Raw genomic sequence first — 21,683 nt, 5'->3', positions numbered from 1 at the left:
TTTCTTACCTAATTTCACTGCTAAATCGAGTAAATTCCTTTAATCATTGCCACTCAAATTAATCCATTACCATGGCTGAAGAACATAAACGTAAGGAAGAGAGAGAGTTGATCAGAAAGTTTGAAGCATTCCTTAAAAACAGGGAAAATCATTTCTTTGATGAGGAAGCCATGATTCAGATCATTTGCTACTATGGTGTGCATGAAAAATTAAACCAGGCGCTCAAAGCGGCAAATATCGCTCTTGAGCAATTTCCTTATTCCATCGACATTACCATTGAGAAATCGGACGTGCTGGTGAAAATGGAAAAAACGGATGAAGCAATTGACCTGTTGGAAGAAACGCTGAACATCCAGCCAAACGATCCCGAACTCTTGTTGCAAAAAGGAGCCATTCATTGCCTGCAGTCTGAATTCGAGGAGGCTATTGAGGCGTATGAAAATGCGCTTATCAATGTGGAAGATAAAGATGAGGTGTATTTCAACATTGGCATGGCCTACCAGGGCCTGGGAAAATACAAGGAAGCAGCCGAGCAATACAAGCTTGCCATTGAAATAAATATGCTCAATGAAAACGCACTGTATGAACTTGCCTATTGCCTCGATGTTTCAGGAGAGCTCGAGAGCAGCCTTTCCTACTATCAAAAATTTATAGATCAGGATCCATACTCCGAGTATGCCTGGTACAATCTCGGCATTGTTTATAATAAACTTGGCAGATTTGAAGAGGCCGTTGATGCGTATGAATATGCCACTGCCATAGAAGAGGAGTTTAGCAGCGCATGGTTCAACATGGGCAATGCCCTCATGAATGTGGGGCAATATGATAAAGCACTGGCAGCCTACCTCAAAACCTACGATCAGGAGGGAGCTTCACCGGAAACCTACTGCCATATAGGAGCAGCATACGAGAAGTTGAGCCAGTTTGATCTGGCCATCAAATACTACCAGAAAGCCACCAAGCTGGATCAGATGTACCATGAAGCGTGGTACGGTGTTGGCGTTTGCCTGGCCCTTCAGGATAAGTGGTACGAGGCAATTCATTTCCTGAATAAAGCATTGAAGCTCGACTCTGAGAACGTACACTACTGGAAAGCTGTAGCGGATGCTGAGTATAAAACCGGCAATCTGGTTTCATCAATAGATGCCTACCGTGAGGCCAGTGAGATGACCCCTGATGACCCCAGAATTTGGCTGGACTGGTCTATGGTCTATTATGAGCAGGGCGATTATGAGCAGGCGATCTCAGTACTGGAAAACGGACTGGATGAATGCCCGGATAATGCAGAGATGTACTATCGCGGAGTGGTTTACCTCATCGGTTCTGGAAGCTATAAAAATGCAATCAATAGGTTGGAAACAGCCCTGATGTTGGATTTTGAAGGCCATGAGGTGCTTTTTGATTTTTTCCCCAACCTGCCAACCCAAAAGGCCCTCTACCGAATCATTGATCAGTTTAGGCAGGATAACAAATAAACTTTGACCATCTAAAGATAATTTGTGATTTTTGGGGCTTGTTTTGAAATAAGCAGCAGAGAGATTAATGAATTATCATCTTAATAACCTACCAGAGCGAACTCAGAAACCCCGAAACGAAGGCTACACCATGGTCATGGACAAAGGCCTTAGCCTCAGAGAGGTTGAGGATTTGATTGAGTCGAGCGGTGATTACATAGACATTGTGAAATTTGGATGGGCCACTTCCTTTGTTTATCCAAAACTCAAAGAAAAAATAGCACTCTATAAAGCTGCGGGCATTCCCTGCTACTTTGGAGGTACCTTGTTCGAGGCTTTTATTGTCAGGGATCAGTTTGCTGACTATCAGAAAGTCCTGGATGAGTTCGGTATGGAGTATGCAGAAGTCTCAGACGGGTCATTGGAAATGAACCATGACACCAAGTGCGAATACATCCGCATCTTATCAAAGCAAGTGACAGTTTTGAGCGAGGTAGGATCGAAAGATGCGGCCAAAATTATTCCGCCATACAAGTGGATTGAACAAATGCGAACTGAGCTGGAAGCTGGGGCATGGAAGGTCATTGGAGAGGCAAGGGAGAGTGGAAATGTTGGTTTATTCAGGGATTCGGGAGAGGTTCGCCAGGGTCTTGTGGAAGAGATTTTAACACAAATCCCATCAGAGAAAATTTTGTGGGAAGCACCGCAAAAAGCTCAACAGGTTTGGTTCATCAAACTCAGCGGCCCAAATGTGAACCTGGGAAACATTGCCCCAAATGAGGTAATTCCTTTGGAAACCATCCGGTTGGGACTCAGAGGGGATACATTCAGTCATTTCCTTTAGATCGCAATGATCAACTTCAGGCTTTTCCTTAAAGGTGCAGCTATGGGCTGTGCCGATCTGATACCAGGGGTTTCCGGTGGCACGATCGCACTCATCACGGGTATATATGAGGAGCTGATCAACTCTATCAGATCGCTGGATGGAGAGGCACTGAAGCTAGCCAGCAAACTCAGAATAGAGGAATTGTGGAATCATGTAAACGGAACCTTCCTGCTCCACGTGCTTGGAGGGATTCTGATCAGCATTTTCTCCCTTTCCAGGCTGATCACCTACCTGTTGGAGAATGAGCCCATTGCGCTTTGGTCATTCTTTTTTGGCCTCATCCTTGTTTCTGCTTTTTATGTGTTGCCTGCGAAGAGGGATCTGATGGCTATCATTTTTTTGATCTTGGGAGCAGTTTCGGCTTTTTTGATCACCAGCCTTGGCTCCTCATCTACGCCTGATCAGCTTTGGTTTGTTTTTGTGGCGGGAGCCATCGCTATTTGTGCCATGATTTTGCCAGGGATTTCCGGATCGTTCATACTCATTCTTTTAGCCAAATATGAGTATGTGCTCTCGGCTGTCCGGGCGTTTGACCTGAAAATCATCATCACGTTTGGGCTGGGGTGTGTCGTGGGTTTGCTTTCTTTTTCCAAATTAATCCATTGGCTGCTTCAGCATCACAAATCAAAAACAATGGCTGCTTTAGCCGGATTCATGCTGGGCTCGCTCAACAAAATCTGGCCCTGGAAAGAAGCTTCAGACGTTTCGTACACCAACCTCACTCCCACACAGTTCACCGAGATCACAGGGGAGCCTAATCAACTTCTTATTGCCATCGTTTTTTGCATTGCAGGTGGGGCAATTGTAATTCTGATGGAGCGTTTCGGTCAAAGGGCGGAATAATCTTTTTATTCCTTCAGGCTTCATATTTTCAAGGTAACTTTATCTCATTCATGAAAAGATTTGGATTGATCGGATACCCTTTAGGGCACAGTTATTCAAAGGATTTTTTTGAGAAGAAATTCAAGGATCTCAAATTGAAAGATCACTCATACGAGTTGTTTGAGATGGAATTTCTAAACGAGTTTCCCGCATTATGGCTTAAACACCGAGAGCTTGAAGGACTGAATGTGACCGTGCCACACAAGGAAAAGGTACTCAAGTACCTGGACAGGCAGGACACGAGCTGCATCAAAGTAGGGGCTGCTAATGTGATCCACAAAGAAAAGGGTAAACTAGTAGGCTTCAATACGGACTATATGGCCTTTATGGAATCGCTTGAAGCATGGATGGGAAAATTCAAAGGGGAGGCTTTGATCCTTGGGTCTGGAGGGGCATCCAAGGCAGTACAGGCGGGCTTGAGTGATTTGAATATTCCTTTCAACCAGGTGAGTAGAAGCTCGCGTGCTGGGGATTACACCTATGAGCAAATCAAGTCCAACCCAGAGATCATAGAGCGGTACGGCATGATTGTCAATGCTACACCGCTGGGCATGTATCCGGAGATCGAATCCAAGCCTGATCTCCCATATCACAAAATCAAAAAGGGAACTTTAATGTACGATTTGATTTATAACCCATCGGAGACTCTTTTTATTCAGCTCGGCAAAAAACAGGGAGCTAAAACTAAAAACGGACTTGAGATGTTGGAGCTTCAGGCAGAAAAATCGTGGGGTATCTGGACCAGCTAATTTATGGACTTTAAACTCGAATCAGAATATAGCCCAACTGGTGATCAACCTGAGGCCATCAGACAGCTAGTGCAAGGATTGCAGGATGGGGAGGCAGCCCAAACCCTGCTTGGGGTCACGGGTTCAGGAAAGACCTTCACCATGGCTAATGTGGTGTCGCAGGTGCAGCGACCCACCCTGGTGCTGAGTCATAATAAGACACTGGCAGCACAGCTGTATGGTGAGTTTAAGCGCTTTTTCCCGGAGAATGCCGTGGAGTATTTCATTTCCTATTACGATTACTACCAGCCGGAGGCATACATCCCCACCAGCAATGTCTACATAGAAAAGGACCTCTCCATCAACGATGAGATAGAAAAATTAAGACTAAGCGCTACTTCAGCTTTGCTGTCTGGGCGCAGGGATGTTATCGTGGTAGCCTCGGTTTCCTGCATTTACGGTATTGGTAACCCGGAGGAATTTGGGAAAAATGTTATTCGCCTTCAGGAAGGGGATGTAATCCCAAGAAATAAATTTCTTTTCGATCTGGTAGATATTCTCTACAGCCGAACGGAGGCTGAGTTTAAGCGGGGCACCTTCCGGGTAAAAGGGGATACCGTTGATGTATTTGTTGCTTATGCGGATTTTGCCTATCGGTTTATTTTCTGGGGTGATGAGATAGAGACGATTCAGCGCATAGATCCGATCACTGGCGAGAAAGAGTCGGATGAGCGGATGGTCACGATCTTCCCAGCTAACCTGTTCGTCACCGGAAAGGATCAGCTACAGGTGGCCATCAGGGAAATTCAGGACGACATGGTGGAGCAGGTTCAGTTTTTTGAAGATGAGCGGCGATTTCTTGAAGCAAAAAGGTTAAAGGAGAGAACTGAATTTGATCTGGAAATGATCCGTGAGATTGGCTATTGTTCCGGTGTGGAAAACTACTCGAGGTATTTCGACCGAAGAAAACCGGGAAGCAGGCCCTTCTGCCTGCTCGATTACTTCCCGGATGATTTTCTCATGATCATAGATGAGAGCCATGTGACAGTGCCTCAGGTGAGAGGGATGTGGGGTGGGGATCGGGCCAGAAAAGTCAATTTGGTGGATTACGGCTTCCGGTTGCCTTCGGCAATGGACAACCGCCCGCTCACGTTCAATGAATTTGAAGACATGCTCAATCAGGTAGTCTTTGTGAGCGCAACCCCAAGTGACTATGAGCTTCGAAAATCGGAGGGAGTGATCATAGAGCAGTTGATTCGGCCTACAGGCCTGCTGGATCCGGTGATCGAGGTACGTCCAAGTCAAAACCAGATCGACGATCTGATGGAGGAGATTCAGCAGCGTATTGAGATGGAAGACCGGGTGCTGGTGACCACACTGACTAAGCGAATGGCTGAAGAGCTGACCAAATATCTGTTGAATGCAGGAGTGAAGACGCGATATATTCATTCGGAAGTAGACACACTGGATCGGGTGGAAATCCTGCGCGAGCTCCGGCTTGGCATCTTTGATGTGTTGGTAGGGGTAAACCTCTTGCGAGAAGGATTGGATTTGCCGGAGGTTTCGCTGGTGGCCATTCTCGATGCGGATAAGGAAGGCTATTTGAGAAATGAGCGATCACTCGTTCAGACGATTGGCCGGGCCGCCCGAAATGACCGTGGCAAAGTGATCATGTATGCAGACAAGGTGACCGGCTCCATGAAGCTGGCCATAGATGAAACAAATAGAAGGCGGAGCATTCAAATGGAATACAATGAAAAGCATGGCATTATCCCTATGTCTCTGAAAAAGAACAGAGAGGAAATCCTGCGGCAAACAGGCGTGGCGGATAAGAAAAAGGGTGCTAAGAAGTATTATATGGAGGAGGAACATACCCTGGCAGCCGATCCCGTGGTTTCATACATGTCCAAAGACCAACTGTCCAAGCTGGCTGGCGAAACACGACGAAAAATGGAAAAGGCAGCAAAGGATTTGGACTTCATGGAAGCAGCCAGACTTAGGGATGAACTGCTGGAAATCGAAAAAATGATCAAAGAAAACAAATAGCTTCTTTGGAAATCCGGGCATCCTGCCTCAACTTGCTTTTGAAATAGACAATCATCCCAAAGGATTAATCTTTTTCAAATCTTAAATCCCCGCTTTTCTTATGTCACAAATTACAGCGTTCGGTACATACGTACCCGAAAAGGTCATCGACAATCATTACTTCGAAAGTTTCATGGATACCAACGACGAGTGGATCATCTCCCGGACAGGTATAAAGACACGGAGGTTTTCCAAAGATGGGGAGTACACTAGCGACCTGGCGGTAAAGGCTGTGGAGAATCTGGTAGAGCAAAGCGGAACGGACATCAGCGATGTGGATTATATCATTGTGTGCACCACCTCGCCGGATCAACCCATGCCAAATGCGGCCTCACGGGTGCAATATAAACTTGGGATAAAAAATGCCGGTTGCAATGACGTGTATGCAGCATGTGCCGGATTCATCTACGGACTGCAAATCGCCCATGGGTTTGTGAATTCCGGGGTTTATAAAAAAGTACTGGTGATTGGTGCTGAGACCCTTTCGAAAATCACTGATTTCGAGGATAGGACTTCATGCATTTTGTTTGGGGATGCTGCCGGGGCAGCCCTGATAGAACCCAGTGAGGAGGAGCATTTCATAGCTTTCAACTCCGGCACCAATGGCGATTTGGGGCATGACCTATACCTAAGTCACAAGAAGAACTCCATCAATGGGGTGGGGATTAACCCTCACGGAAAGATTGTTCAAAATGGACGATCAGTGTTCAAATGGGCAGTGGGAAATATTCCAATTAAGATAAGAGAGCTAATTGCCAAGGCAGGACTTACTCTGGATGATATTGATTACATCGTACCTCACAGTGCCAATTTGCGGATCATTGAGGCCATTGCCAAAGACCTAAATTACCCCATGGATAGGGTGCCTGAGAGCGTCACAGAGTTTGGAAATACATCCTCTGCTTCCATTCCGCTCGCGATTGCCAAGTCTGAGCGAAACGGGGGGATCAAAAAAGGGGATAAACTGCTTCTAATTGGTTTTGGGGGAGGGCTTACCTTTGCAGGAACGATCGTTATATGGTAGACATTAAGTCTACACCAGCTTTTTTTATGAAATTATATTTTTGTGAACCAGTATATGTATTACATTTGTGACACTACTAGGCGGTAGTAAGTTTTTTCCCGATGCTAGTCGGGATTGGTGGTGAACAGAGCGGGCAGTATTGTCCGCTCTTTTTTTGTGCTTGCTTGTAGTGGAAAGCGCAAGGCACCATCCTCTTTTAAAGAATGAATAGTTAGTCGCTGTTCTTTTGCCTGAGCTCTCATTTTTCGTGAATAATACATCGAATTTTTGTTGCCAACAATGATTAGATCAGTAGCAAAATGCTCCTTTAGCCACTCCAGGCTTTTCACTGATTGGTTGTTTAGAATGATAAAATCAGTTTCAATTCTGCCGCCAAAGTCAAGATGAAAGGTGGTAGAATCAAAAATGATGAATTTCTTCCCCGCAATCATGCCACTTTGAATGGCTTCTTTTTTTTCGAATCCGGCATGCTGAAATGAGAGAATGGACTCTGAAATAGGACGCAGGTGGGACGAAAGTCTGTTTGGATTGATCTGAAAGGAGAGAAGCTCCAATTCATCGGGTGAAAATTCATCGATATAGAGGGTAGCCTTGTGACCGTCAATAAAGTCGATAGCGGTTTTGTTTGATATTTCATAAAACACCAGCTCCCTTTTTTCAGATTGCAATTCATGAGAAACCACTGCCCAGTTGATAAAAATCAATCCCAAAAAGCAGGAAACGATCAGGGTTTTGAAGGATCGATAGTGCACGCCGGCCACAAGTGTGAACACAATAGCATAAGTCAAAATCAGTCCTGCTTTATCAAGGCTAATCCATTCGACAAGGCTATTCGGCAGAATGTGAACCAGGCTAATGATCTCATTGATCAACCACATGAATTTGTTTAGCAATTGACCAATTACTTCACTGACTGGGGTTAGAATCGGGTCGATTAGGAGCATCAATACGCCGCTAATGAGCATGAGGAAGGAGGCAGGAATAACAATCAGATTAGAGGCCAGGAAGTAGGTGGGGAATTGATGAAAGTAGTAAGCAGAAAGTGGAAATGTGGCCAATTGCGCTGCTATGGAAACACACGTGATCGCCCAGGCTTTATCTAAAATCCATGTCCTAAAATTCAATAACCGGTACAGCTTGGGCTGCAAGTACACGATCCCGATTACCGCAGCGAATGAAAGTTGAAATCCTACAGAATAAATCAAGTATGGATCATAGATCAATAAAAGGAATGCCGCAAAGCCAAGCGTATTGTAAATGTTCCCCTCTCGCATCGTGCTTTGACTGATGGCGACTAGGGAAAACATTGTGGCTGCCCTCAATACAGAAGGACTCAAACCGGTGACGGTAGCATAGAGCCAGATGGTGAAAACGCTAATAGCACCAAAAGTGATCTTGCCCCACTTTCCTGATTGCCTCAATTTTCCAAAGAAAATCTGTATGATCAGGTAAATAATACCCACATGAAGTCCTGAAACTGCGAGCACGTGCATTGCACCGGCAGAGGAGTAAGCCTTCTTCACATCATTATCCAGGTGATCTTTGATGCCCAGAAGTAGTGCTTTTGCTATGCCATTTTCTCTTGGATCCGGCATATTCTTGTCAATGGTTTCGGAAGCATGGCTTCTCAGGGAATATGCCCACCTCATAAATTGGCTTGGAGGATTGTTTGCCACTACTTTCACATCCGAATGTTGCACAAAGGCATGACTGTAAATATTCTGCCTCGCCAAATAGAGCTGGTAATTAAACTCTCCCGGATTGTCCGGCCCGGGCACAGGATAAAATCTACCGTACACATTCAGCTGATCTCCATAATTGTGAATTAAGGCAGAGGAATCTTTGCGTATGTACAAATGGATTTTACCAGTAATTTCAATTAGTGAGTCTGAATCTGTGATAACATAAGAGAGCTCAAAGTCATAGCGGTAATGGTTCGTTCGTTCGTTTACCGGGCTAATAATCGTGCCTGTGAACCCACTAATTTTTCCTGTCTGGTTTAAGTAGTGATGGGATGAGTGCGAGTGGTATTTGATTAGGTTGAAACATCCGCCAAAGATGAAAATAATAAAGAGTGCCATCACACCATTGGCATGCCGGAGTTTGTAAAAACCCAGCTTATGAGAGAGTAAAACCAGCACCCCAAAAATGATGACTGAACTACCGCAAAGTAAAATGGGACGGGCCCAAAGAATGGGGTAAAGGTCGAAGCACAGAATGCCGAGAATCAGTGCTATGGTGAGTCGCACAAAGGGATAGGTGTTCCAGAAATACATACCGTTGCATAATAAAGATGTAGATTTATTTTTTATTATGCAACAAAACGCTATTGTAATATTATATCTGAATCAATATTTAATTTCTTGTGTAGCTTTTTAGCCATTCCAAAAGTTAGTTCTCTCCTGCCTTTCAGGTATTCACTTACGGCTTGATGTTGTTTCAAGTAGTTCAGCCAAGTCCTTTTGTTTCAATCCCCTTTCATACATTCTCAACTTATTACATCTACCAGGTTTGGTTTTTCTACCGGATAATGATGCTCTTCATAATCTGCAACTAATTCAGAAATGCTGTTAAGTTCGATGAAATTTGGATGATCTTCTGGGGTCGAATTATCTACCACTAGTAGAAGCTCATCAATTCTTTTTATCAATATCTTATATTCCTTTTCTGTGATCATGATAGTGCAAATTTACAACTCCCGCCACATCAAATAGTGCATGATCCCACACTCGTCAAATTGGTCTCCTTTTGTCTGGAAGCCAAACTTGAGGTAGAGCGGCACAGCTGGTAGCTGGGCGTGCATGTAGAGATAGGTACCACTCTCTGCTTTTTCGGAGATGTCATCCAGTACGGTCTGCACAATGGCTGTGCCTACGCCTTTTCCCCGCATGGATTTCTTGGCCGTGAAGCGCTCCAGCTTAATGCCCTTGTCCGTGTATCGCCACCGGGCAGAGCCTACCGGGTTGTCGTTTTCATCCAGCGCTACAAAGTGATGGGATTCGTCCTCGAACTCATCAAACTCCTCATCAGTAGCTACCTGCTGCTCCACCACAAATACTTCCTCACGAATGGCAAATGCTTTCTTTTTTAGCTCCTCACTTGTTGCCGGAATCACCCTGAACGTCATACTTATTATAGGCTTTTATGATTGCTTTTACGAGTTTATGGCGCACCACATCCCGGTCGTCCAGGTGCACGAACCCGATCCCGTTCACGTCCTTGAGCACCTTCATTGTCTCGATCAGTCCAGAGATTTGCTTCTTCGGTAGGTCTATCTGCGATTGGTCCCCGGTAATGATCACCTTCGACTCTGGCCCCATTCGGGTCAGAAACATTTTGATCTGCATGGGCGTAGTATTCTGCGCTTCATCCAGTAGGACATAAGCATTGTTGAGGGTTCGCCCACGCATGTAGGCTAGCGGGGCTATTTCTATCACTCCATTTTCCTGATAATATTTCAGCTTTTCTGCCGGGATCATATCCCGTAGTGCATCGTAGATCGGGCGCAGGTACGGATCAATTTTCTCTTTCAGATCGCCAGGCAGGAAGCCCAGGTTTTCACCCGCTTCCACGGCAGGGCGTGTGATGATGATCTTCTTCACCTCCTTGTTCTTGAGCGCCCGCACGGCCAGCGCCACCGAGATGTAGGTCTTCCCCGTACCGGCCGGACCGATGGCAAATACCAGGTCATTTTTTTCCACTGCTGCCACCAGCTTTTTTTGGTTCACCGTCTTCGGGACTATTCGTGTGCCTCGTGTACCATGCACCAGGGCGGTGGTGTTGCCCGCCACATCTATGGTGTTCTGATCATTGTCTACATAATCCTTCACATTGTCTTTGGTCACCTTGCCATACTCATGGTAGTGCGCCAGCAGCGAATTGAGGATTTCGTTGATTTTTAGTATTTGCGGAGCAGACCCTTTGATTCTGATTTCGTTTCCGCGACTCACAATCTGACTGTCGGGAAATGCCGAAGCGATGGTTTTGATGTTCTGATTTTCGATTCCCAGGAAGTCAACCAGGGAAACATTTTCGAGTGTTATTATTTTTTCCAGCAATCGATATTTCTGTTAATCTTTCGAATTTAAATGAGCGGTCTCAAAAGTGTCATTCTGAACGAATGTGAAGAACCTTTGAATGCCTGAATATCAAATATTTGAGATTCTTCGTTCCTCAGAATGACAGGCCAATTAGGGCTTTTGAAACAGCTTCTTCTTTTCCAATTTCATTGCGTTTTTTTAAGATAAACCCGAGGGTTTTAAAACTCACTGTGTAAGTAAAATATATAGCTTTGTGAGAACAAATGTAAGCTGAAATCCCTCAAATGGCGCTAATCACCTTCATGTCTGATTTTGGGACGGTAGACCACTATGTGGCTGCTGTGAAGGCTGCCATTGTTTCAGAATCACCCACTCAGCCCATCACCGATATTACCCACAATATCCGGCCATTTGATATTGCTCATGCTGCCAATGTCCTCCGGAGCGTGTACAAGGATTTTCCGGACAAAACGGTTCACATTGTAGCTGTGGATGCTATGCGGGAAAAATCCAAAGCCATGGCGGTAGAGATCGATGGCCACCTGTTTGTCGGGTTTGATTCGGGGATTTTTAGCTTGATTTCTGACAAAAAGCCAAGTCAGATCGTTGTGTTGGAGAATGGACAATCCACCTTTCCGGCCAAGGATGTACTGGCAAAAACCGCTTTGAAGCTAGCAAGTGGCAAGACTCTGAGGGATGTGGGGACCATTGTAGAAGGAATGACCGAGCTTTATGCGCGCCAGCTAAAGGTGACGAAACGAGAGATCGCCGGGCACGTCGTGGTGGTGGATCACTATGGAAATCTAATCACCAACATTACGAAATCGGAATTTGACAAGATCATGGAAATCAATGGGGTGGGGGTGCGATATGCGATCCGTTTTGGAAGGGAGCAGTTTCAAAACCTCCATAGTTACTATAGTGATGTGGAGTCCGGGGATTGCTTCGTGTTTTTCAACTCATCCGGGCAGCTTCAGATTGGGATCAACAAAGGAAACGCTTCGGAGCTACTCGGGCTTTCGGTGGATTCGCCGGTGCTCATTGAATTTGCAAATGGATAAGCTATGCTGATACGGATTGTACGAATGGATTTCGAGCCAGAGAAAGTGACTGAATTTCTTGAATTATTCGAAAACGTTAAAGAGAAGATCGCCACTTTTCCGGGTTGTAATCACCTGGAGCTGTGCAAGGATGCTTCGCTCGACCATGTCTACTATACCTTCAGTAAATGGCAGAGTGAAGATGATCTGGAGACTTATCGCCACTCGGAGCTCTTTGCGGATACTTGGGCCAAAACGAAGGTACTTTTCGGAGGGAAGCCGGTTGCTTACTCGCTGGATCCGCAATAAAAAATCCCCTGCCCGACCAAAAGCAGGGGATACCAAAACCTAAATGATAGAGTCAGTTGACTCGCGACCAGTTAGATATTTTTAGTCCCTTTTTATAGAGCTGAGTCCGTTACTATCGGAGGAGACCCGTGCATCTCCGCGGTAGCGGATGGTACTGGCCCCAGAAGCATCGGCTTCCAATTCGTTTTTCACATAAACTTTTACAGTTGAAGCGCCGGACGCATTGATATCTGCATCATCCACGGTATAGTTGAAGGCGTCCAACTGAGACGCGCCATTGAGTTCGGCTTTCAGGTCTTCGCCGCTTCCTACCAATACCAACTCTGAAGCACCAGTCAGATCGACTTGCAGGTATTGCGCATTGATATCTGCCCAAACTTTTGAGGCCCCTTCAATATCAAAAGAGATGTCAGAACCGGTAAAATCCCTGACCTCTCCGTCGCAGGCACCAGTGGCCCTTAGGTATTCCAGCTCAGGCATCTCTATAAACACCTTGACCTTATTTTCACGTTTTCGGTATTTCCACCAGTTGGTTTTCCGGCCATATCGAATCTCCAGTTCGTCTCCATTCTGGCTTAGGTATACATCATCCAGGTCGTCATCGTCTCCTTCCAGTCTCACGGTGAAATTACTGCCCTGAACAATTTCAAAATCAAATAGTGAGATGAACTCCACTTCGTCAAAATCTTTGAACTGGTATTCCTGCGTATCTGATCCTTTCGTGCTTCGGTCATAGGAGAAGCCCCGGTTGTAGGACTTTCTGCCAGACTCTTTGCAGGTGAGGCATTTCAGACCATTCTCATCGAATACCCATTCATTTTCACCCAGGTCTCTCGCATCATATTCGTGGATCCACAGCGTGTTTCGCAGGATTCTTCTTAGCTCATAGTCCATGGTAAAGACTTTTCCATACGGGATGTAGAAGGTGGCCGTCACATCCTGAAATCGAAAAGGAGCATCCCCAAAGGTGATCTCCGAATCGAACAGAATGGTGTTGCCTTCCTGCGTCACGATGTAATCCACGGCTTCCCCATTTTCCCGGGCATTGGTACGTGAATATCCTCTGCTCTCAAACTCCATCTCCAAAAGGAAGGCGGTAGAATCTTCATGTCCCCTGATTTTTAAGTCCACACTGTGGTAGGCATCCCAGTCCAGTTCATTGAGCTTGAGGTTGGTGATTCCTTCATTCACAGCAAAGGTTCGCTCTTCCTTGAAGGTGCCTTCTGCGCTATAATCCCTGATGGTAGCCGGAACAGATATAGCCAACCCCACCATGCCCAGTAGCCACAATCCAAACATGCTCCATGCTACAAACGCATTTGTCACTTTCTTCTTCAGGATTACTACCAGCCCGATTAGCAGGATAGAAAGTGAAGGCACCATGGATACGATGTAGGCGGAAATCACGGCAATCGTACTCATAGAGTTGAACAGCTCACGGGCCGGGAAGTCACCAAAGTGTACCCACGATTCCATCGCTCCTCCCACACCCAGCAATACAGCCAGGCTGATGGTAAATGTGATCATCAACACAAATCCCAAAAACACCAGGAATACCCCCACACCGATCCGTAGCACTTCCACGGCAACCTTCAATAATGGGCCGAGGATTTGACCCAGTGCAGTGAAGATCATGGCGATGAGGCGGAAAGGGAAGAGAAGGATTTTTGCAAAAACATTTTCCTCACCCTCCTTCACATTGAGGCTTCTTTTTACATTTTCTTCAATGCCGGAAATCGTCACAGGTTCACCCTGCATCTGCATTTTCTCAGTGATGGATCGGGCTTCAGGCGTAATGATCCAGAGGATGATGTAGACCAACAGACCGGCACCTCCAAGGAAGATTGAGATTACGAATAGCACGCGTATCACTACCGGATCCATCCCGAAGTAGGATGCAATACCTCCGGAAACACCCCCGAGTACCCGGTCATCAGTGCTTCTGAATAGTTTTTTCACAGCTTTGTCATCATCGAGGGTTTCACTGCCTGGGACGGCAATCCACAGGATGATGTAGGTAAGGAAGATGAAACCGCTAAGGCCCCAGAAGAAAATGTTGAACAGGAATGCCAACATCAGCAGTCGCATCCAAATTGGGTCTATGCCAAAATAGTTGGCGATACCTGCCGCCACTCCACCGATGACTTTCCGCTTGGAATCGCGGTAGAGTCGTTTGGCTTTTTGATAGTCGCTTCTTGGTTCTTTTTTCTTTTCTTCTTCCTGAAATTCTGAGGTACTTTCCTCGGCCTTTTGCTCCGGCTCAGACTCTATTGATGCTTCAAAGTCTTTGGTTGTACCCATGGTAGCAATCAGGTCATTCACATCTACAGCAGTGATGATCTGCTTGCCTTCATCCAGCTTGGAAAGAAATATTTCGGCGATCCTTCCTTCGATATCATCAATAATTTCTTTACTGTCCTCGAAAGAAGAAAAGTATTTATTGACCGAATCGAGGTAGTTTTTCAGTTTGTCATACCCATCTTCTTCGATGTGGAATATGATACCGCCGATATTGATACTTATATTCTTTTTCATGTGTGTAGTCTTTTTGGGTATTGGGTCACATGGTGCAGGCCATGTGGCTCATTTCATTTCTTCTTCGTGTTTTTATTCGCGATGATTTTTTTGGTGGAAGTTACCAATTCAGTCCAGGTTTGATCCAGTCCTCCAAGGAATTCAGCTCCATCTTTTGTAAGCGTATAGTATTTTCGAGGCGGTCCGGATTTGGACTCCACCCACTTATAGTCCACCAGACCTGCTTTTCTTAGTCGGGTAAGAAGGGGATATAAGGTTCCTTCCACGACCATGATTTTTGCTGAGGTTAATTCCTCGAGCATATCTGAAGCGTAGACCTCACCTCTGGAGATAATGTGCAAAATGCAAAACTCCAGGATGCCCTTCCTCATCTGAACTTGTGTGTTTTCAATATTCATGCGTTGCTCTCATTTCGGGTCAAACTTTTATTTGTGCATGGATAGGTTTCGGTGGTGTATACGTAAAGGTACTTGGTATGGCCAAGTACTTTGGATAAATTTTCACTCCAGCATTAATATTCTTTAATTATTTATATATAATATTTGATTAGTTATATAATTAGTAAAATATGACCTTTATCGTATTTAAGTTATTATTCAACGAATGTTAATTACTTCAATCACTGTCCTATGGCTAAATTGCATTGATTCTGGGGTATGAGATTTCAATTCATCGTCATTTTTTGCTTTATATGCTGGCTTCCTGTTTTATCTCAGGATGCATCCAGTGGACGAGATAATACCCCAAAGTACAGTAACGAGTTCATGAATATTGGTGTAAGTGCCCGCTCATTTGGAATGGGATTTACTGCCATTTCTTTCACGGATGACGTGACCTCAGGCTATTGGAATCCGGCTGGTCTTAATAAGCTGGGTTCGGATCATCAGCTCGCCTTGATGCACTCATCTTATTTTGGTGGGCTTGCCAATTACGACTATGCAGCCTTTGCTACTTCCGTGGATGATCAGAGCAAGATCGCTTTTTCTATCATCCGATTCTCAGTCGATGATATACCTGATACTCGATACCTGGTGGATGTAAATGGTGCTATCAATTACGACAATATTCAATTCTTTTCTTCGGCAGACTATGGGTTTCTGGTTTCTTATGCCAGGAAGCTTCCGATTTGGGGAGGTGTTGATGCGGGGGGGAATCTAAAGGTGATTCACAGAACAGTGGGAAGTTTTTCGAAGGCCTGGGGTTTCGGATTTGATTTTGGCTTGCAGAAACAAATCAAGCAATGGAAGCTGGGAGTTGTTGGTCGAGATCTTCTCGGGACCTTTAACGCATGGTCTCACAATGCTGCTGAGGTAGAGGAAATATATGCACTCACTGGCAATGATGTACCAGTTAATTCGATAGAGATCACGCTTCCTAGAATTATACTTGGGGGCTCCAGAGAATTTAAAATTTCAGAAAAGTTTGGCGCTTTAGCTTCAGCCGATTTGGACATGACTCTGGATGGAAAACGAAATACACTGGTTCGTACTGGTCTGATTTCGATTGATCCGAAAGTGGGAGCAGAATTTGATTACAAAAAAATGGCTTTCCTAAGATTTGGAGTGAATCAATTTCAAAAGATTAAGGATTTTGACGGCTCCACTTCATGGACATTTCAACCGAATCTCGGTTTAGGTTTTAGCATTAAGGAGCTAACAATAGATTACGCCCTGACAGATATTGGAGATTTAGCTCCCGGACTTTTTTCACATGTTTTTTCCGTTAAAGTAGATTTCAATGTGGAGAAATAAACTAATTGCTATACTGATCCTGATAGGTCTATCTGGTTATGGCCAGGTAGGTAATGAATGGATTGATTTTACACAGTCTTACTATAAGATCAAGATTGGAAAAGATGGATTTTATAGAGTAACACAGTCGGAGCTTCAGGCGGTTGGTTTCCCACTATCCACAGTTCCCGCCAGCCGGATTCAGCTTTTCAGAAGAGGACAGGAGGTGGCTATAAATGTAAATACCAATGGAGACGGCACGCTAAACTACTTTGAGTTTTACGGAGAAAGAAACAACGGAGAAAGTGACAGTCCACTTTATGATCCTGGAGACCAACCACACACATTTTATAATCTCTTTTCAGATACCGCAAGTTACTTTTTGACCTATAAACTGGGAAGCGGGACAGGAAAACGCATGGCTTTCTCTTCCGATAAAAATGCCAGCGGACTTACCCCAGAACCTTATCATCTCGAGGATACACTTCAGCTTTTTACCAGCAATTATGCTCCAGGGATAAAATTTGGTTCCGGATCTTCATTCAGCCTAAGTAAATATGATAATGGAGAAGGTTGGACTGGAGACTATCAATCAAAAAATGCATTTAAGAACTTTTCATTTTTACTCGAAAACTATGTTTCGTCCGGGATCAATCCGATTCTCGAAACGGTTCTAATTGGAGGAAACAGCTTAGCGCACAATGCAGAAATAACTATCGGGCCAAATACAAGTTCACTGGGCTTGATGACAAACATTGAATTTGATGGATGGGAAAAGACATTTTATTCCGGATCTGTAGGTAGCTCCAGCATTGGAGGGGGCGGTGAGTTTGTAGCCAGAGTTACTGCAGTTGGGCTTCCAGGCCTCTCGGAGAGAATTTCTGTTGCTTATATGAGATTGAGATACCCTCAAGCCATTGAACTAGGGATTGATGAGAACAAGATTTTCACGATCAGTAATCCGGCCAACGCAAAATCATGGATGCAGATATCTACCACAAATGCTACCGGGACAAGGATTTTTGATATCACGGATCCATACAATACAATTCGAATATCTACTACAAATTTTTCTGATAGGGTAGAAGCGGTCATCCCGAATGTAACGGACGGTCATCAGGTTTTAGCCGTTACACACACGAATAGTGTGGGATCAATTGAGGCAGTAAGTTTCCCTAACTACAATTTGAGCAATAAGAATTATCTGATTGTTACCCATGAAGACTTGAGAATATCAGGTGATCCGGTGCAAGATTATAAGAACTATCGAGAGTCTTTGGAAGGAGGAGGTTTCAATGTTCAAATTGGAAATATTGATGACCTGTTTAACCTATATAGTTATGGCGATCCCTCTCCTCTGGCGATTTCAAATTTTATAACTGACGCAAACAATCAGAATCCAGTTGAATATGTATTCATTATTGGTAAAGGATTCACGCTGAATACCAACTATTATCGGGGAACTCAGACGCAGCTTAATGTTCCAACCTATGGATTGCCAGGAAGTGATCTAATGTATTCTCTGGGATTGGGGGGTGATCCGCTACAGCCAGGTATTCCAGTAGGCAGATTAAATGCATTCACTCCAGGTGATGTCTCCGCCTACCTTGATAAAATCACTGAGATGGAAGCACTTCCTTTCGATGATTTATTTCGTAAAGACTTTCTTCAATTGAGTGGAGGAATAAATCAATCAGAGATTTCCAGCTTCATTGGTATTGTTCAGGGATTTACAGACATTCTCGAGACAGATTTTATTGGCGGTCGAGCATTTAACACTAGCAAGGAGACCGGGGAAGCGGTAGAATACATCGATGTGACGGATCGAGTGAATCAGGGTGTAGGATATGTCACTTTTTTTGGACACTCCAGTGGTACAGTTACGGACATTGAGATTGGTAGGGTGAGCAACCCGGAGTTTGGGTTTTCCAACAAAGGGAAGTACCCGATTTTCCTTGTAAATGGCTGCAAGGCAGGAGAGATTTTCGATTCCAATTTTACGTTTGGGGAGGATTGGCTGATCACCCCTGATTTAGGGGCGGTTGGGTTTGTGGCACATGCTGACGTGGCAATAGCCCAAACACTAGAAAGATGGTCTGATTTGTTTTACGGCCTGGCATTTGGTGATGATGTGTTTATCGGTGAGACCATTGGCAATGTAATGCTTGAGGTAGATCAGAGGTATCTCAATCTATATGGTGCCAGCAATGACAACCTTACCCAAATCCATCAGATGATATTGCAGGGTGACCCGGCATACCGTGTTTTTGGGGCAAATTCACCCGACTACCAAATTGACAACAATTCAGTGAGTGCATCTGCAATAAATGCGGAGGAAATCCTGGCTACTCAGGATTCATTCAAAATAGATTTAGTCGTCAAAAATTTTGGACGTACGGTGGTAGACCCGCTCATCGTTCAGGTAAACCGAACCTTTGCTGATGGTGGACAAGAGGTCTATGTCAATGAATTTCCGAGACCCCTTCGTCAGGATACTTTGACTTTTTATATCCCCAATGAGCCCACACAAAATAATGACGGACTTAATCTGTTTACGATCCTCCTGGATCCAACAAATGTCACGGAGGAGCTAAACGAAACAAATAATTCCGCCACTCTGGCGGTCTCCATTTTTGACGGAAACACTGTTAATCTGTATCCGATCGATAATGGCACAGTCTCCAGCCCACAGGTGGAGTTTCAATGGCAGTCTAGCAATCTGCTTGAGGATGATCGCAGCTTCAATCTGGAGATTGACACTCAGCCGGATTTCGATGGCCCGAATAACCGGCAGTTTACCGTTTCCGGAGAGGTACTAGCCTCACAATCATTCAATTTCTCTTCCTTCTCATTGCCAGATTCTTCCACGATTTATTGGCGTACCCGCTTTGCAAATCCACAACCGGATGAAACCAATGAATGGGTAGAAAGCTCCTTCACGCTGGTGAGTGGAATCGGAGAAGGATGGGGACAATATGATGCTGAGCAGGTAGAGAAAAACGTGGTGACCGGCATTCAATACAATCAGCTGGCCAACCGATGGGAGTTTATAGAGTCCACTACCCCGATTGATATTTTCACGTATGGAGTGGACAATCCCGCCTTTACGTATGCTGACATGCAGGCGATTATCGGCGGGTTGGATTTTTTCGTCACCTCCAATACGATTGATCCATTCTGTGAAACCAATACCTTCAATGCCATTGCCTTTGACAAGGAAAGCGGCGATCCTTATCGCCCGATTGAGACCACCGAGATCGATGTGTTTAACCGGGAAGTGTGCGGCAGGTTGCCACAGCGGATTTACCAGTTCAGGCCGCAGGATTTGACCGGGGGTAGGTTTCAGCTCATGGTAGACAATATGCAGGATGGAGACATGATTGTCATGTTCAACATCGGGAATATTGACTACTCTACCTGGGATGCTTCAGTAGAAGTTACCCTCAACTCTGTCGGGGTGGACTTATCCGTCTTGTCTTTGGTGGACGGGCAGCCGATCATCTTTTTTGGAAGAAAGGGGGATGCTCCTGGCTCGGCCATCACCCTGGTGGACAATGGATCGCTATCACCCCGAACGGAGCAAAGCCTCAATTTGCAGGATGATGTGATCGGCAGCTTTGTGAGCGGTGAATTGCGAAGCAGACGAATTGGCCCGGCCAAAAGCTGGGAAGCATTTTCCTACAACATCACCGAGGAAGTAAATGACAACATTGCCATTGATGTGCTGGGGGTGGATCCGAATGGAAATCTGACATCACTGGCTTCTCGGGCCCGGGCAGAAACCATCGATATAGCAACTGTAGATGCTACATTGTTTCCTCAAATAGAGCTTTCGTTTTCATTTGATGACGAAACAGACCAGACACCTGCTCAACTTAACTTCTGGGAGATCAATTATGAGTACCCTGCCGAGGGGGTTTTATTGCCCAATGGAAAGTCCCTGACCTCCATTCGGGAGGGAGAGGAGATTGTGCGGGATTTCTACTTTTATAATCTTTCCGAAGTAGATTTTTCTGATTCTTTGAGCGTGATGGCAACCCTGGTAAGCCAAAGTGATGGGTCGGTGGTGGAGTCCAGCTTCCGCATTGGCCCTCCAGATGCGGGGGATACTATCGGTTTTTCCGTTGATTTCCCATCTTTCAACATGGATGGCCTGAATAGCCTTGTGGTGGAGGTACTTGCCAGTGAAAATGAGGCATATAAATCCAACAACAGGCTCACCCTTACCAACCTAATAGAGGTGCAGGCGGATGAGACCAACCCGATACTGGATGTGACTTTTGATGGCTATCACATTCTGGATGGAGACATTGTTTCGCCGAATCCAAACATTGTGGTGAAAATGCGGGATGATAATCCATTCATCACGAAATCAGATACCACAGGTGTGAATCTTTCACTTCGGCTGCCTGGCGAGGAGAGCCAGTTTCAGCGCATTAATTTTTCCGATCCGAGGCTTGCATACGTCCCTGCTACAGAAAATCAAGATTTTCAGTTGGAGTATCAGCCGGGTCCATTGGAGGATGGCATTCATACCCTGCGTGTGCAGGCGGAAGATGAAGCAGGGAATGCAGCCGGGACTGAGCCTTATGAGATCAATTTTGAAGTGGTAACCGAATCAACAATTACCCATTTCTATCCTTATCCCAATCCATTCTCTACAAGCTGCCGATTTGTGTTTACGCTCACAGGTAGTGAAATACCGGATGAAATAAAGATTCAGATCATGACCGTATCCGGTCGGGTGGTCAGGGAGATCACCCAGGATGAAATAGGCCCGATCAGAATCGGAAACAATATCACAAGCTATGCGTGGGATGGCCGGGATGAGTACGGAGACCAGCTGGCCAATGGTGTGTACTTCTACAAAGTATTCATCAATTCGAATGGCAGTGCCATGGAGCTAAGATCCACCAGCGCAGACCGTGCCTTTAAGCATGGTTTTGGCAAACTGTATATCTTACGTTAAC

At 45.2% G+C, this 21,683-nt stretch carries 16 protein-coding genes; 10 read left to right on the top strand and 6 right to left on the bottom strand.

Going from position 1 to position 21,683, the window contains the following annotated elements; translation table 11 throughout:
- Positions 1-71 precede the first annotated feature (71 nt).
- The 6 genes from RLN88_RS10405 (at position 72) to RLN88_RS10380 (ending at position 7,059) form a co-directional block, all read left to right on the top strand.
- Positions 72-1,475 (top strand): tetratricopeptide repeat protein, encoded by a 1,404-nt coding sequence (locus RLN88_RS10405; RefSeq protein ID WP_350221334.1) that lies wholly within the window; start codon positions 72-74, stop codon positions 1,473-1,475.
- 67 nt (positions 1,476-1,542) lie between these two features.
- The gene (locus RLN88_RS10400) at positions 1,543-2,298 is read left to right on the top strand and encodes a phosphosulfolactate synthase (RefSeq protein ID WP_350221333.1); all 756 of its coding nucleotides are present in this window, start codon (positions 1,543-1,545) and stop codon (positions 2,296-2,298) included.
- A 6-nt stretch (positions 2,299-2,304) separates the two neighbouring features.
- A complete protein-coding gene (locus tag RLN88_RS10395) occupies positions 2,305-3,183 on the top strand; it encodes a DUF368 domain-containing protein (RefSeq protein WP_350221332.1) in 879 nt (292 codons plus the stop codon).
- A 50-nt stretch (positions 3,184-3,233) separates the two neighbouring features.
- The gene (locus tag RLN88_RS10390) at positions 3,234-3,971 is read left to right on the top strand and encodes a shikimate dehydrogenase family protein (RefSeq protein WP_350221331.1); all 738 of its coding nucleotides are present in this window, start codon (positions 3,234-3,236) and stop codon (positions 3,969-3,971) included.
- A gap of 3 nt (positions 3,972-3,974) precedes the next feature.
- Positions 3,975-5,996, top strand: a complete 2,022-nt coding sequence (gene uvrB / locus RLN88_RS10385) for an excinuclease ABC subunit UvrB (protein WP_350221330.1) — start codon at positions 3,975-3,977, stop codon at positions 5,994-5,996.
- A gap of 100 nt (positions 5,997-6,096) precedes the next feature.
- Positions 6,097-7,059 (top strand): ketoacyl-ACP synthase III, encoded by a 963-nt coding sequence (locus RLN88_RS10380; protein ID WP_350221329.1) that lies wholly within the window; start codon positions 6,097-6,099, stop codon positions 7,057-7,059.
- Between the two features lie 104 nt (positions 7,060-7,163).
- Here RLN88_RS10380 and RLN88_RS10375 read toward each other — a convergent pair whose 3' ends face one another.
- The 4 genes from RLN88_RS10375 to RLN88_RS10360 form a co-directional block, all read right to left on the bottom strand.
- On the bottom strand, positions 7,164-9,335 hold the full coding sequence (locus tag RLN88_RS10375) for a ComEC/Rec2 family competence protein (protein WP_350221328.1): 2,172 nt from the start codon (positions 9,333-9,335) through the stop codon (positions 7,164-7,166).
- A 212-nt stretch (positions 9,336-9,547) separates the two neighbouring features.
- The gene (locus tag RLN88_RS10370; RefSeq protein WP_350221327.1) at positions 9,548-9,736 is read right to left on the bottom strand and encodes an XRE family transcriptional regulator; all 189 of its coding nucleotides are present in this window, start codon (positions 9,734-9,736) and stop codon (positions 9,548-9,550) included.
- 12 nt (positions 9,737-9,748) lie between these two features.
- Positions 9,749-10,186, bottom strand: coding sequence for a GNAT family N-acetyltransferase (locus RLN88_RS10365; protein WP_350221326.1), 438 nt, complete (start codon positions 10,184-10,186; stop codon positions 9,749-9,751).
- Positions 10,155-11,117 carry a PhoH family protein gene (locus tag RLN88_RS10360; protein WP_350221325.1) on the bottom strand — a complete coding sequence of 321 codons (963 nt, stop codon included), beginning with the start codon at positions 11,115-11,117 and terminating at the stop codon, positions 10,155-10,157. The genes RLN88_RS10365 and RLN88_RS10360 overlap by 32 nt, the downstream gene beginning before the upstream one ends.
- A gap of 266 nt (positions 11,118-11,383) precedes the next feature.
- On the opposite strand from RLN88_RS10360, the gene RLN88_RS10355 reads away from it, so the two are divergent.
- On the top strand, positions 11,384-12,160 hold the full coding sequence (locus tag RLN88_RS10355; RefSeq protein WP_350221324.1) for an SAM hydrolase/SAM-dependent halogenase family protein: 777 nt from the start codon (positions 11,384-11,386) through the stop codon (positions 12,158-12,160).
- A gap of 3 nt (positions 12,161-12,163) precedes the next feature.
- The gene (locus RLN88_RS10350) at positions 12,164-12,448 is read left to right on the top strand and encodes a putative quinol monooxygenase (protein WP_350221323.1); all 285 of its coding nucleotides are present in this window, start codon (positions 12,164-12,166) and stop codon (positions 12,446-12,448) included.
- Positions 12,449-12,529: 81 nt separating this feature from the next.
- Here RLN88_RS10350 and RLN88_RS10345 read toward each other — a convergent pair whose 3' ends face one another.
- On the bottom strand, positions 12,530-14,983 hold the full coding sequence (locus tag RLN88_RS10345) for a PspC domain-containing protein (protein WP_350221322.1): 2,454 nt from the start codon (positions 14,981-14,983) through the stop codon (positions 12,530-12,532).
- Between the two features lie 53 nt (positions 14,984-15,036).
- The gene (locus RLN88_RS10340; RefSeq protein ID WP_350221321.1) at positions 15,037-15,381 is read right to left on the bottom strand and encodes a PadR family transcriptional regulator; all 345 of its coding nucleotides are present in this window, start codon (positions 15,379-15,381) and stop codon (positions 15,037-15,039) included.
- Positions 15,382-15,639: 258 nt separating this feature from the next.
- Here RLN88_RS10340 and RLN88_RS10335 point away from each other — a divergent pair, with 258 nt between their 5' ends.
- Both RLN88_RS10335 and porU2 read left to right on the top strand, forming a co-directional pair.
- Complete coding sequence (locus RLN88_RS10335; protein WP_350221320.1) at positions 15,640-16,734, top strand: putative type IX sorting system protein PorV2; 1,095 nt, start codon at positions 15,640-15,642, stop codon at positions 16,732-16,734.
- On the top strand, positions 16,721-21,682 hold the full coding sequence (porU2, locus tag RLN88_RS10330; RefSeq protein ID WP_350221319.1) for a putative type IX secretion system sortase PorU2: 4,962 nt from the start codon (positions 16,721-16,723) through the stop codon (positions 21,680-21,682). The genes RLN88_RS10335 and porU2 overlap by 14 nt, the downstream gene beginning before the upstream one ends.
- Position 21,683 lies beyond the last annotated feature (1 nt).

Source organism: Ekhidna sp. (assembly GCF_040223195.1).
Lineage (GTDB): Bacteria > Bacteroidota > Bacteroidia > Cytophagales > Cyclobacteriaceae > Ekhidna.
The sequence above is the reverse complement of the archived record's forward strand: the minus strand, read 5'-3'. Positions and strand labels throughout refer to the sequence as shown.

What these genes read in the sequence shown, in the direction of transcription:
- RLN88_RS10345 (WP_350221322.1), bottom strand. Translation starts at nt 14,983, where the DNA reads ATGAAAAAGAATATAAGTATCAATATCGGCGGTATCATATTCCACATC.
- RLN88_RS10365 (WP_350221326.1), bottom strand. Translation starts at nt 10,186, where the DNA reads ATGACGTTCAGGGTGATTCCGGCAACAAGTGAGGAGCTAAAAAAGAAA.
- RLN88_RS10355 (WP_350221324.1), top strand. Translation starts at nt 11,384, where the DNA reads ATGGCGCTAATCACCTTCATGTCTGATTTTGGGACGGTAGACCACTAT.
- RLN88_RS10380 (WP_350221329.1), top strand. Translation starts at nt 6,097, where the DNA reads ATGTCACAAATTACAGCGTTCGGTACATACGTACCCGAAAAGGTCATC.
- RLN88_RS10370 (WP_350221327.1), bottom strand. Translation starts at nt 9,736, where the DNA reads ATGATCACAGAAAAGGAATATAAGATATTGATAAAAAGAATTGATGAG.
- RLN88_RS10340 (WP_350221321.1), bottom strand. Translation starts at nt 15,381, where the DNA reads ATGAATATTGAAAACACACAAGTTCAGATGAGGAAGGGCATCCTGGAG.
- RLN88_RS10350 (WP_350221323.1), top strand. Translation starts at nt 12,164, where the DNA reads ATGCTGATACGGATTGTACGAATGGATTTCGAGCCAGAGAAAGTGACT.
- RLN88_RS10390 (WP_350221331.1), top strand. Translation starts at nt 3,234, where the DNA reads ATGAAAAGATTTGGATTGATCGGATACCCTTTAGGGCACAGTTATTCA.
- RLN88_RS10400 (WP_350221333.1), top strand. Translation starts at nt 1,543, where the DNA reads ATGAATTATCATCTTAATAACCTACCAGAGCGAACTCAGAAACCCCGA.
- RLN88_RS10375 (WP_350221328.1), bottom strand. Translation starts at nt 9,335, where the DNA reads ATGTATTTCTGGAACACCTATCCCTTTGTGCGACTCACCATAGCACTG.
- RLN88_RS10335 (WP_350221320.1), top strand. Translation starts at nt 15,640, where the DNA reads ATGAGATTTCAATTCATCGTCATTTTTTGCTTTATATGCTGGCTTCCT.
- uvrB (WP_350221330.1), top strand. Translation starts at nt 3,975, where the DNA reads ATGGACTTTAAACTCGAATCAGAATATAGCCCAACTGGTGATCAACCT.
- RLN88_RS10395 (WP_350221332.1), top strand. Translation starts at nt 2,305, where the DNA reads ATGATCAACTTCAGGCTTTTCCTTAAAGGTGCAGCTATGGGCTGTGCC.
- RLN88_RS10405 (WP_350221334.1), top strand. Translation starts at nt 72, where the DNA reads ATGGCTGAAGAACATAAACGTAAGGAAGAGAGAGAGTTGATCAGAAAG.
- porU2 (WP_350221319.1), top strand. Translation starts at nt 16,721, where the DNA reads ATGTGGAGAAATAAACTAATTGCTATACTGATCCTGATAGGTCTATCT.